The following is a 12,453-nucleotide window of genomic DNA, read 5'->3' as shown; positions in this document are numbered from 1 at the left end:
CTCGACATCGAATCTTGCATTCACTCTCGACAGCGTATGCTTTCGATGTATGTTTCCTGACGGAAACATTGTAGCTGCTCATGTAGTTGGCCTACACTCCGCTGCTCCTTCGCTTCGGAAGCATACGCTTCTAGTTCATGCAACCTTCTCGGTGCTGAGAATTGAACATATCCAGCATGTCCTTGTGAAGAAAATATGGCCGAATCCTTGTTCAAATAAGGGTTTGGCTATTTTTTTAGTATCAATTGTTTACAAATTGTACCGTTTACTCTTTTGTGCGTTAGGGCAAGGTGGTATTATAAATATGTACAGGCTGCTTGTCTGTCACTTACACCATAGATGAAGGAGGTTGAGGTACGACGATGAAGCCTCGCCAATTCGTAATAGAAGCAGTCATGCTGGCGGTCTATGGTCAACTGTCTGTGCCGACGCGTCCAGTCGAATATATAATTCCATACACGACGATACTCGAGCTGTACGAAATGCGTCTGGAAGGTGACCAGGTCATGCCTGATCCCGAGGAAGACGTATATGCCAAGCAGCAAATTGAGGAGCTCATCTCCTACTTCGAGAGCGAGCTGAACAAGAAGAAGATCGAACGTGCACTGACAGCCCCTTGGCGCCACAGTCCACCGCTTATTTTGCAGGGCAACGTATCCTGCATTGTCGTCAATGCGATGGATAACGCCCGCTATGGCGAGACATTTGACCCCGTCGAAACGGAACTTATCCTTACCGCTATACGTGAACAGGCTCCCTTACTTACTGATCAGTTCGAATATGTAGATCGCCTGATTACGAACGAAATCCCGATTCCCATTTACGATATCGATGATTTTGAATATGCAATGGAGCACGAAGAAGTGTCCGGTGATTCCAGTACGAAATAACAAGAAACCTGCCCCTATTGTTAAGGAGGCGGGTTTCTTGTTTTATGTGGCTCTACAATTCGGAGCAAATGGCCACAGCATTTGAGAATATGAAGTGCTTAACCGTCCTGCTCACCTGTTCAACGATTTTCTTCTGAGTATCCGATTCCCCCATACTCCAGGTATCTTCGTCCCATTCCCACTTACATACACTTGCTTCTCTCTGCTTTGAAGCGTATTCCAGTTACCATCCAAAACACCCAATTAACAGCATCAAAAAAAGAGTGATGAATACCTCAGTCATGTGGAATAGTAATATTGGAAGAAGCATATTTATTTTTACTTATATTGCTATCTGTGGATGGTTGCTGTAAAACTGCAACAAGTATTATAATTAATTTAGACTCATTATTATACAAATTACTGCAGCAGGATATCGACATCAAAGGAGAGTTGTTATGCCCAATTATGATAAGAAGAAGATAATAGAAAGTGTCCCACAACAAGGTTTTTTTGGACATCCTAAGGGCCTTTTCACCCTCTTTTTCACTGAGTTCTGGGAGCGTTTTTCCTACTATGGGATGAGGGCAATCCTTGTATTTTTTATGTATTATGAGGTGACGCAGGGCGGACTTGGGTTACCGGAAGACATCGCGCTTGCCATCATGTCCATTTATGGATCACTCGTATATATGTCAGGAATCATTGGAGGTTGGTTGGCTGACCGAATATTCGGTACGTCGAAAGCGGTTTTTTATGGTGGAGTCTTGATTATGTGCGGGCATATCGTGCTGGCCATACCGGGAAATACCGCGCTTTTCTTTGTATCTATGATCTTGATTGTATTAGGTACAGGACTGTTGAAACCCAATGTATCCAGTTTAGTGGGGGATATTTATAAGGAAGAGGATAATCGCCGAGATGCGGGCTTCAGTATTTTTTATATGGGGATTAACCTAGGAAGCTTCCTCGCTCCTCTGGTTGTAGGAACAGTTGGGATGAATAATTTCCACCTTGGCTTCGGTCTTGCCGCTGTCGGGATGCTGCTAGGTCTAATTGTTTTCGTAGTAACTCGTCCTAAAAATTTGGGTATTGCCGGTACAGTCGTCGTTAACCCGCTGTCACCTGCCGAGAAGAAAAAGGTATTTACCATTCTTGGTGTAAGCATTGTTGTTCTCGCTGCCTTGATTACGATTGCGATACTATTAGGCGCACTTACGTTTGACACCTTTATCAAGCTTGTTGGCGTGTTGGGAATACTGATTCCAACCTTGTATTTTGTCGTGATGTACCGCAGTCCGAAAACAACGCCCGTTGAGCGTTCCCGAATCATTGCGTACATTCCTTTGTTTATTGCTGCGATTATGTTCTGGGCCATTCAGGAGCAAGGATCTACGATTCTGGCTAACTACGCGGACAAGCGTACCCAATTGGACTTCGCGGGTATTCATCTTTCACCGGCTTGGTTTCAATCGTTGAATCCACTATTCATCATCCTATTCGCACCTGTATTTGCGTGGCTGTGGGTTAAGCTCGGCAATCGCCAACCGACTGTACCGCAGAAGTTCTCTCTGGGCTTGCTGTTTGCTGGTTTGTCCTTCTTGATTATTTTGCTGCCGGCTTACTTTGGCGGTGCTGGTTCGCTCGTTAACCCATTGTGGCTCGTCCTCAGCTACTTCGTCGTTGTACTCGGAGAGTTGTGCTTGTCGCCAGTTGGCCTCTCGGCTACCACGAAGCTTGCACCTGCGGCCTTCTCGGCTCAGACCATGAGCTTATGGTTCCTGTCCAACGCCGCTGCTCAAGCCATTAACGCACAGATTGTGAAGTTCTATACGCCCGAAACTGAGATGCTATACTTCGGAGTTATTGGTGGGGTGGCCCTCGTGCTGAGTCTGGTGCTTTATTTGCTGTCTCCTAAGATTCAGGGCTACATGAAAGGTGTAAAGTAAGCAGCTCAGTTCTTCATAAAGAGTTGCCTGCCGATTATTCCAACCACCAAAAAATCAGCAAACCTGCCTCTTAAGATAAAGGGGCGGGTTTTTTAATAGCTAATGTCCATTTTTTCAAATTAGAGTGACACTGCCTTTACTTACGCTGGATTTGGGAATCACGTAGCTTCCTACCTATACCTGACCATGGCTCTACCTATCCCTTTTACCACGAAGAAAAACAAAAAACATAATCACCCCAATAACCACATACGAGGTATACAAGATATAAAAAAGAACAGGATACTCCACTCTAAAACTAGGGCGCGCAACAATCACAATTATCCCGAAAAGCGACATAGTTACGTTCGATCTATTTATTCCACGGAATCGAATAAGTTGCATTACAAGTAGTAAAAGTATGATAAAAGCCGAGGTAATAATAAGTCCATCCACAGTTGAATCCCCCTTTAATTAGGAGCATGTTAGGAAATACCCGTAAGATGGGAAATGGTTTATGAGGTACGCTGCATATTACATGCACTATCAACCCTTAGGTGTGGTGGGAGCAGAATATTTATACAAATAAAATACTTAATACGACGATTAGAAAAGAAGCAGCACCGACTAATCTCGTAGGGTGGGTGAGCTTATAATTGTGGAAAGGTGCAATTCGATTAACAATAGCGAAGAATAACAACGTCCCAACAGATAGGAGCAAACCACCAATGAGCATATTGCCCATTGCATTTGCAATGCTGACCATTCGCTCTGAAAAAAGGACCCATAAATATCCTAAAAAAGCATAGATAATAACAGAGAGTGCGACTTCTTTCATCATCATTTTCTAACGCCCCCTTTTACAAGAAACGTGTTCGTAACTGCTCATATTATTTCGATGTCCGCACGTTCCAAATATTTACTATTCAATGCAACTATTATAACAAACGTGTGCCGAATATGATCAAACTCAATAAAGAAAAACAGGAGCGATGTCATTGAGACAAAACTCCTGTTCTTATCCTAAATCCTATTTCAAGAAAAAGTCAGCCATCGTACAGAACAGAATGGTCATGCTGATGACTTGATTCAAGTTGTACGACGCGACATTCATCCGTTTGCGGCTGGATGGCTTGATGATGTTGTGTTCCAGCATCAGCAATATGACCGCGATACCGATGCCGATTAAGTAAACGGTGCCTAATCCGCGAATGACATACAGTACGAGCAGCAGCACGACCATGATCGTATGCAAAGAACGCGCGATGAAGAGCGAATCTTCATAGCCAAAGATGCTCGGCACCGACCATAATCCGGTCTTGCGGTCGAACTCAATATCCTGCGTCGCATAGATGATATCGAATCCCGCAATCCACAGCATGACGATTGCGCCCAATATAAACGGCGTTACTGCAAACTTCCCAGTCACCGCGAACCAAGCACCAATAGGAGCTGATGCAATCGTAAAGCCTAAGTACAGGTGGCACAGCCAGGTGAACCGCTTCGTAAACGAGTACGAGCAGATAAGTACAATCGCCACAGGCGACAGCCATAGGCAGAGAGGGTTCAGCATCCCTGCCGCTGCGATAAAGATCGCAAAGTTGATGATGACGAACAGCGTCACTTCACGCCCATGCAGAAGCTTCTGCGGCATATGCCTATGCGCCGTGCGCGGATTCGCTGCATCGAATGGCAGATCGGCCAAGCGATTGAACGCATTCGCTCCATTACGGGCTGCTACGAGCGCGATGAGCGACCAGAGCATGACATGGAAGGAGGGGATCCCTCCTGCTGCCCATACCATCGAGATGATGGCGAACGGCAGAGAGAACAGCGTATGGGAGAACATGACCAGTTCTCCGAACATGCGCGTTTTGCGAATAACCTTTTGAATAATAACCATAGCTTACATACACCCCATGAGTGTTCAAATATCTATTTCTGTTGTCCTTAACAGGCACAAATCCAACCTGAGAGATGCGATCATGATGCCCTGCTAAGGGCCCTCTATTCATCCAGTCAAATGGACGTTTCCGAATCAAGGCGAAGCAGCCTATTGAACCGCCTCCGCCAATACTGCGTCCAGTTCCTTCAGCATCCCCTCAATATCTTGCTCGTTCATCACGAGCGGCGGCTGGAAGGCTAGCACGTTGCGGCCAATACCGTTTTTCCCAATAATATAGCCGCGATCCTTCATCGCTTCCAATACGTGATCCGTAAGTGCTGCGCTATCTTGTTCGTCTGTACCGTGCAGCTCCGCACCAAGCATCATGCCCTTGCCGCGTACATCAACGAGTACCGCATGCTTCGCCTGCAGTGCCTGCAAGCCTGACTTCAACTGATTCCCGAGCCGTTCTGCACGGCCTACCAAGTCTTCCTGCTCAATATAATCGAGTACAGCCAGCGCAGTAACAGAAGATACCGGATTACCGCCAAATGTCGATGCCGACGCACGGTTGAAGCTTGCCGCGATCTCATCTGTTGTCGCAAATGCACCGATTGGCACACCGTTGCCTAGTGCTTTTGCCATCGAAATAATATCTGGCACAACGCCGTAATGCTCCATGGCAAATATACGGCCTGTACGACCGAAGCCGGTTTGGATCTCGTCGGCTATCATCAATACGCCATGCTCCTCAAGAAGCGCCTTCACCTCGCGGAAATACCAATCTGGCGGTGCAATCATGCCTCCATTGCCTTGAATCGGTTCCACGAGCATCGCTGCAAATGTATCTCCCTTCTCCTCCAGCACCTGCTTCAGCGCCTCAATCGAGCGGCGTGCCGCCGTCTCATCGTCTGTCTCTGGATCGTATGGACGCGGGATGAAGGTCACTCCGCTGTCCAAATAATCATCAGCACGCCACATCGGGATGCCCGTTACGCCCATCGTCAGGAATGTGCGCCCGTGCAGGCCATACTCCAGCGCAATGAAATTGCGGCGCTTCGTATGAAGTCTGGCAAGCAGCATCGCACCCTCATTCGCTTCCGAGCCGCTGTTGCAGAAGAAGGTACGCTTCAGATCACCCGGCATGATGCCGTTCGCGAGCCGCTCCGCCAAATCGACCATCGGCTGCGTCAAGTAAATCGTTGTCGTATGCTGCAGCGTCTCCAACTGCTTGATCGTCGCTCCCGTAATCGCTGGATTGCAGTGACCGCTCGCCACGACTGATACCCCTGCGAAGAAATCAGTATATTGTGTGCCCTTCTCGTCGTACAAATACTGCATCGAGCCGCGTACAATTTGCGGTGGATTGCGATAGAAATGATGCGTGCACGGGAAGAAATATTGCTTCCGCTTCTCTATGATACCTTCTGGTCCGATATAGGTCGTTTGCTCCTTGCTCACGTCATTGCCACCCTTTCTCTTCTTGAACTGGAGAAACGGCAGACTGTAACTTGGCCATTCAAGTCAAGCCCTGCCGCTTCTTGTTCTCTCTACTCCATTACTGCCTTTATTCTCTTATTTATCCATCATTACTTTATCTCTATTCATGATGTCATGCGTACTTCCAACTCATTCGTTCATCCGAGATTAGGAAAGAGAAGAAGCGCATTTTCTACCACAGGTACAGAACCGATATAGAAAAACTATTTAGGACACCGTAATAGCAAAATAAGAAGCCTAAGCCCGCCGCTATAGATCTATTAAGAATGCAAACTAAGCATGAACTGGCTGCAAATCAATCGACAGCGCTTCGCCGAATTGCAGCGACCCTAGTGTGTAGCCTGCATATTCCGGCTTCATGCCGGCATACAATTCACCACAGAGCGACAAGTCCTGCAGCGCTGTACGGTACGTGCCTACGATGCTGCGCAGCTGCTCAGTTGTGTAAGACTTGCCCTCGATACGGAAGTGGTTCACGCCCGCTTCATGCAGTTCCTTCAAGAACGGCAAGTAGCAGAGTTCCTTGGCCAGTGCCAAGTGGTTGCGTCCGCTCCAATCGCGGTACACCGGATTCTCGCCCTTGTCTGTCATCAGCACCAGGTGCTGATTGTCGACGTACTTGTTGTCCTCCTGCATGATCGGCTCTATCGCGACTGTATTTTCATACAGATCCAATTCCAGATACATGGCGATTGGCGAGCCGTGAACGATCATCTCGACCGGCACCTTCTCCGTCTCTTGCAGCAGATTCGCTAGGTCGTTCAGCGGAAGCTCTAGAGACGCATGTACGCGCTCCAAACCGAAGTGTTCATGGTACAGCTTCGCCGACATATGATTATATACGTTTAGATTGAAATCGCCAACCATCGGTAGAGCGATGTCACGGAACTTATGCATAGCTCCGATATTGGTGACGAGCAAACCATCAAGCCCATATTGCCCGCCCCGCAGAAAGTGATTGTATTGCTCCATGTGCAGTTCATTCATCATGCGCGGCATACCAAGAATGATTTGCGAAGAGCCCTTCATCTCAACCAGCATCTCAATATCATGGCGTGTGAATGGCATATCTGGCTGGAATACGTCTCCTGTCAAATAGACAATGTCTGCACCCGCTTCGAGCACCGTCTTCGCCTGCTCCACATTGTTGACATGTACAGACAATTGCGGCTGCTTCATCTTCTCCGGCTGACGAACTCCCGCCAAGGCATCACGAACCTGTTCCAGTCGCTCTGGCTTCACTTCACGCTCAGCTGTTGGCGTACTGAATACTTTACCTGTGCTATAAAATTTCCCCGTTCCTTCATAGCGCGTGTTGATATAGTCAAGCCCTGGCTTGCCGAACGCATAGGCTGTCGAGAAGTCCCGCTTGCGGTTCTCATACAGCGTGTCGCTGTTCTCCTTCCGATCATAGCCGAGCGGATCCGCAATGTAGCGATCGATTGCATCGCCATAGCTGTTGACAATCATCTTCAGGAACTCCAAATCCCGCATCCGTCCCTCTAGCTTGAATGAAGTAATGCCCGACTTGATCAGCTCTGGAATATGCTCATACATGTACATATCCTTCGCCGCAAGCGGATATTCCGTTGGATATACATTGCCGTCCTTCTTCACCCGGTAATCCCAGCGGCATGGCTTCATGCAGCGTCCACGATTCGCACTATTGCCATACAACATCGAGCTGTAGAAGCAGTTGGCTCCGTGCACCGTACACATATCCCCATGGACGAAATATTCAAATTCCATGCCTGTCTTCGCTTGCAGCAGCTCTGCGGTATGCAGATCCATCTCGCGGGATGCCACAACACGCGTAACGCCCATTTCCTTCAATGCCTCGATCATCTCTAAGTTGTGTACGTTCATCATAACGGAAGAGTGAACCGGTACATTCGATAAATTCATGTCTTGGATGAGTGGGAATACGGCCAAATCTTGCGCAATAATCGCGTCTGGACCTACCTCGTTCAAGAACGACAGGTAACGCTTCGCTTCGTCCAGATCACCTTCATTGAGCAAGTTGTTCACAGTAATATAGGCACGCTTGCCGCGGTCATGCGCCATGTTCACGGCTTCACGTACTTCTTCATAGCTAAGATTGTATCCCTTGCGCATCATCCGCATGTTCAGAGACGGTCCCCCGAAGTATACAGCGTCGCAGTTCATATCAATGACAGCTTTAAAGATGTCAAACGTTCCGGCAGGTGCCAACAATTCAATTTCTTTCCCATTAAAATATCTAGCCACAGTCGCTCTCCCCCAAGTCCATTCGTTTCAAGTAGTAGTCACTTCTAAGGTATCGCCTTGCGTTCTTTCGAATAACCAAATATTTATATTGTAAATATAACATATTTAAACTGTTATTGTGACAATTTTCACAATATATACAATAAATACGCGCAATCCGCTGCTGCTCCTCTCTTTCTTAGAGGAAAGCAACGAATTGCGCACCGATCTACCATAGTAGAATAAGCACTAACATCCCAATAAATAACGCCATGAACCAGGTGTCAGCCTGCTTCCATTCCAGTTGGCGCAGCGACGTTCGCGGCGCATTCAATACATATCCCCGTGCTTCCATCGCCTGTACCAGCTCCTCAGCACGGCGGAAGGCGCTCACGATAACAGGCACCATCAGTGTCATGACCAGCTTGCCCTTCTGCGTGAAGGACAAATCCGCGTAATCCGCTCCACGCGAAGCCTGTGCCTTCATGACCTTCTCCGCTTCCTCGAATATCGTAGGAATGAAGCGCAGTGATATCCCTATCATCATCGACCAGCGCTGCGGAGAACCTCCTATGAACCGTATCGGCTTGAGCACGCGCTCAAGTCCTAAATTCAGCTCAACCGGAGCTGTCGTGAACGTTAATATCGCAGTCAGTGTCACGAGCAGTGCCATTCTCCATACGGCATATGCCCCATAAGTTACGCCGCCTGTCGTAATCTTCAAGCCGCCTACTTGGACAAGTGCGCTGCCGCTTGAATCAAATAGAAGATAGAAAATAAACATGAAGGCCATAATGAGCCACAGCGGCCGGGAAGCACGGAAGTAGCGGTACAGCGAGATACGCGAGCTTATCATAATGAGCAGCGCGAACACCGTTAGCGCCGCAAGCTCAGCGAACTGCTCTGCAAGAATGACCGCGATTAGATAGATGACCATCGCAGTCAGCTTGGCGCGCGGATCAAGACGATGAATCCATGAATCGGCTGCCACGTAGCGGCCGAGCATCATTTTCGCCTGCATAAGGCTACTCCTCCTTCTCCTCCAATGAATCGGCCTGCTGCTCCAACTGCTTGCCTGCAAAAAGCGATCTTCCTTCGAGCCCCACGCCTGCAATCGTGGCAGCGAGCCATTCCGACCATCCCTCTACCGAGCATGGAAGCTGATCCATTGGCACACCTGATCGCTCCATAACAAGTGCTGCTAGACGCATCGTTGCAGGAAGAAGAATTCCTGCCTCCTCTAGTCGTTCCGGCTGTGCCACGAGCTGCGAACGCGTGCCTTGAAAGGTTACTTGTCCATCCTTCATTAAGGCGAACGAATCTGCATAGGCAAACAGCTCATCCAGACGATGCGTTACCATAATGATCGTCTTGCCCTCTTCCTTACAGAGCTTATGCAGCAGCGCAATGAGCTCTGCTCTGCTCACCGGATCAAGGGTAGCCGTCGGTTCATCAAGTACGACAATCTCGGGATTCGAGGCGAGAACAGTCGCAATCGCTACCTTGCGAATTTGTCCGCCGCTTAGCTCAAATGGACTAACCTGCAGCAGCGATTCAGGCAGACCTACCTGCATCATTGCCTTGCGAGCGGATGCCTTTGCCTCCTCCTCGCTCTGTCCAAACTGCAAGGGGCCGAACAATACATCCCGCTCCACCGTTTCCTCGAAGAGCTGCTGCTCTGGAAATTGAAAGACAAGCCCAACACGGCGCCTAAGCTCCTTCAAACCACGCTCTGGCGTGCCTCCTTGGAAGGTGAACTCCAGTACCTTCAAGCTTCCAGAAGTCGGCTGCAAGATCCCGTTCAAATGCTGAAGCAAGGTTGACTTGCCCGAGCCGGTTGAACCGAGAAGCGCGATGAATTGTCCTTGCTCGAACGTGACATTCAATTCATCTAGTGCGGGGACACCGTGCGCCCCTTGCCCTTGATAGCGATACGTGACCCGTTCCGCAGTTATGATCGCCATAGTGCATTCACCAGCTCTCTCTCGTCATTCGTATCCGGCACGTCTATGCCTCTTGCTTGCAGCGCCTTCGCCAACTGGAGGGTAAATGGCGCCTGCAAGCGGCACTCCTTCATGAGTGCTTCGTCTGCGAACAGCTCAGATGGCGTTAGATCCGCCGCTATCGTTCCGTCCTTAACGACAATAACCCGATCCGAAGCGAGTATTTCCTCCGCATCATGCGTAACCGATAGAATCGTGTAGCGCCCAGACGCATGCAAGCTCTGAAGCTGAGCGGTCAGCTCCCGCTTCGAACGCTCATCCAGCATCGAGGTCGCTTCATCAAATATCAAAATGTCCGGATTCAGTACCATCATACCTGCGATCGCCACACGCTGCTTCTGTCCCCCCGACAGTTCCGCGGGATGCCGATCGAGCCATTCCCGCACACGGTACTCATCTGCTACCTGCTCAAGTCGGCGTTCCATGTCAGCAAGCGGCAGTTGGCGGTTCTCCATGCCGAACGCAATATCATCGCGCACCGTTGTGGCGAAGAACTGATTGTCTGGGTTCTGGAACAGAAAGCCGACTTGGCGGCGAATATCTGCAACGCTCTCTTCATTGAGGTGCTCCCCGTTGACATAAATATGCCCAGCATGCGGAGTGAACAATCCATTGATAAGCTTCAACAGTGTCGACTTGCCTGAGCCGTTAGGCCCGATTACGGATACCCATTGCCCACGCGGAACTTGAAGCGATATCCCATAGAATAGCGGAGAGCGGTGCGGATATTGGAAATGGATGTTCTCCATAAACACTGCATTTTCATATGCAGAACTGGCATGGGCAGTACCAGCATCATTGGCAGTGTCCGCAACAGCAGTAGTAACATTAGCGGCACTATCTGCACTTGTCTCCTTGCTATGCGCCACCCCAATTTGCGGAGCAAGCGAGTCGAACAGCGGCAGCTTCGCCAGTGCTGCGACAATGTATTTCACCGCGATGCCGATAAAGATGCCTGTTACAACACCCGTAATAAGCAAGACCGGCAAGTAGTAGAAAATATTTGCCGTACCAAACACAATATACGCCGCAGTCAGCTGACCGGCGTTGTGCGCGGCGCCGCCTACGACGCTAATACCAATCAGGCTGACGTTATCGCGGCCAATTTTCAAGATGGCGTACATCACCATGAAGCTGAACAAAGATCCTAAGAAGCTGAATAGGAAGGCAGAGAAGGTCCCCAGCATGAGCGTCATGAGCAGTGTCTTCAAGATGACGAGCGTCAATGCGTCCCTTCCGTTCAAGAAGTATAAGCATGCCAAGATCATTACATTGGCTAATCCGAGCTTCGCCCCCGGGATAGGCAGAATCGTCTGCACCGGAAGCATGGCCTCTACGAAGCCGAGAACAACAGCAACAGCGCTGAAAATGGCGATAATGACTGCCTTCTTCAACGCTTCGGACTGTTTGGACACGGCAATACGATTCGTATTATTGTACGACGGCATCGATGTCACTCTCCTGGCCAGCATCGCCCTCGCTGAACAGCTCGACAAGCACGCGATGAGGCAAGCATACGATTGTATCATTCGGTCTTGATACGAAGCCGAACGACAGGCACACCTTGTCGGAGCAATCGGCATCAATCATTTCGATCCCCTTATCATGCACCTTCAATAGGTTGAAGCCATGATCGGTTTCGACGCGAATAGTTTGTTCTTCCTCTGTTAATTCCACTTGTTTATAAGGTTTCCCATCTACAGAAATATGAGCGACCACCTTGGAATTGTGCAAATTTTCACTTTCGTTTTGAAAGAACCACTTCGGCACAAGAAATGCGAGCGCCGCGACAATAATGACTCCGATGAGAATCAGATCTCCACGTTTCATCTTGTTGACTCCTCGGGTTACATTTTAATTTTGAAGCTATTTTTATTATACCTCTTCGTGAAAGAAGGTTCAATGTTCGTCCATGTCATAACCGTGAACTTCAGCGGAATATGCACGTGATAGTCTGCATTTCTGTGATATGCTTGGTTTGCAACTTTTTGGGGAACTGCTATAATAAAATGCTTGGTTACGAGCCTATTTCCTTAATACAA

Annotated in this window: 10 protein-coding genes; 2 read left to right on the top strand and 8 right to left on the bottom strand. The window is 48.7% G+C overall.

Going from position 1 to position 12,453, the window contains the following annotated elements:
- The first annotated feature begins 362 nt into the window (after positions 1-362).
- Both BBG47_RS09245 and BBG47_RS09240 read left to right on the top strand, forming a co-directional pair.
- A complete protein-coding gene (locus BBG47_RS09245) occupies positions 363-890 on the top strand; it encodes a hypothetical protein (RefSeq protein WP_021257253.1) in 528 nt (175 codons plus the stop codon).
- Between the two features lie 437 nt (positions 891-1,327).
- Complete coding sequence (locus BBG47_RS09240; RefSeq protein WP_065291503.1) at positions 1,328-2,818, top strand: peptide MFS transporter; 1,491 nt, start codon at positions 1,328-1,330, stop codon at positions 2,816-2,818.
- A gap of 556 nt (positions 2,819-3,374) precedes the next feature.
- Here the strand turns inward: BBG47_RS09240 and BBG47_RS09230 are convergent.
- From BBG47_RS09230 to BBG47_RS09195, 8 genes are all read right to left on the bottom strand, one after another.
- The gene (locus BBG47_RS09230) at positions 3,375-3,641 is read right to left on the bottom strand and encodes a hypothetical protein (RefSeq protein WP_065291501.1); all 267 of its coding nucleotides are present in this window, start codon (positions 3,639-3,641) and stop codon (positions 3,375-3,377) included.
- 186 nt (positions 3,642-3,827) lie between these two features.
- Complete coding sequence (locus BBG47_RS09225; RefSeq protein WP_065291500.1) at positions 3,828-4,700, bottom strand: UbiA-like polyprenyltransferase; 873 nt, start codon at positions 4,698-4,700, stop codon at positions 3,828-3,830.
- Between the two features lie 150 nt (positions 4,701-4,850).
- Entirely contained in the window at positions 4,851-6,143 is a 1,293-nt protein-coding gene (locus BBG47_RS09220) for an aspartate aminotransferase family protein (protein WP_065291499.1), read from the bottom strand.
- 312 nt (positions 6,144-6,455) lie between these two features.
- On the bottom strand, positions 6,456-8,429 hold the full coding sequence (locus tag BBG47_RS09215; RefSeq protein ID WP_065291498.1) for a peptidase U32 family protein: 1,974 nt from the start codon (positions 8,427-8,429) through the stop codon (positions 6,456-6,458).
- 208 nt (positions 8,430-8,637) lie between these two features.
- A complete protein-coding gene (locus tag BBG47_RS09210; protein ID WP_065291497.1) occupies positions 8,638-9,429 on the bottom strand; it encodes an energy-coupling factor transporter transmembrane component T family protein in 792 nt (263 codons plus the stop codon).
- Between the two features lie 4 nt (positions 9,430-9,433).
- A complete protein-coding gene (locus BBG47_RS09205; RefSeq protein ID WP_065291496.1) occupies positions 9,434-10,372 on the bottom strand; it encodes an ATP-binding cassette domain-containing protein in 939 nt (312 codons plus the stop codon).
- Entirely contained in the window at positions 10,360-11,859 is a 1,500-nt protein-coding gene (locus BBG47_RS28920; RefSeq protein ID WP_083189184.1) for an energy-coupling factor transporter ATPase, read from the bottom strand. The genes BBG47_RS09205 and BBG47_RS28920 overlap by 13 nt, the downstream gene beginning before the upstream one ends.
- On the bottom strand, positions 11,843-12,241 hold the full coding sequence (locus BBG47_RS09195) for a NusG domain II-containing protein (protein ID WP_021257263.1): 399 nt from the start codon (positions 12,239-12,241) through the stop codon (positions 11,843-11,845). The genes BBG47_RS28920 and BBG47_RS09195 overlap by 17 nt, the downstream gene beginning before the upstream one ends.
- Positions 12,242-12,453: the final 212 nt, after the last annotated feature.

The sequence above is a fragment of the Paenibacillus sp. KS1 genome (assembly GCF_001680695.1).
GTDB classification, from domain to species: Bacteria; Bacillota; Bacilli; order Paenibacillales; family Paenibacillaceae; genus Paenibacillus_B; species Paenibacillus_B suaedae.
Note: the sequence above shows the minus strand (reverse complement) of the source record. Positions and strands in the feature narration are given on the sequence as shown.

Excerpts from the sequence above, each read along its gene's own strand:
- BBG47_RS09225 (WP_065291500.1), bottom strand. The coding sequence starts at position 4,700 with ATGGTTATTATTCAAAAGGTTATTCGCAAAACGCGCATGTTCGGAGAA.
- BBG47_RS09240 (WP_065291503.1), top strand. The coding sequence starts at position 1,328 with ATGCCCAATTATGATAAGAAGAAGATAATAGAAAGTGTCCCACAACAA.
- BBG47_RS09245 (WP_021257253.1), top strand. The coding sequence starts at position 363 with ATGAAGCCTCGCCAATTCGTAATAGAAGCAGTCATGCTGGCGGTCTAT.
- BBG47_RS09205 (WP_065291496.1), bottom strand. The coding sequence starts at position 10,372 with ATGGCGATCATAACTGCGGAACGGGTCACGTATCGCTATCAAGGGCAA.
- BBG47_RS28920 (WP_083189184.1), bottom strand. The coding sequence starts at position 11,859 with ATGCCGTCGTACAATAATACGAATCGTATTGCCGTGTCCAAACAGTCC.
- BBG47_RS09210 (WP_065291497.1), bottom strand. The coding sequence starts at position 9,429 with ATGCAGGCGAAAATGATGCTCGGCCGCTACGTGGCAGCCGATTCATGG.
- BBG47_RS09230 (WP_065291501.1), bottom strand. The coding sequence starts at position 3,641 with ATGATGATGAAAGAAGTCGCACTCTCTGTTATTATCTATGCTTTTTTA.
- BBG47_RS09195 (WP_021257263.1), bottom strand. The coding sequence starts at position 12,241 with ATGAAACGTGGAGATCTGATTCTCATCGGAGTCATTATTGTCGCGGCG.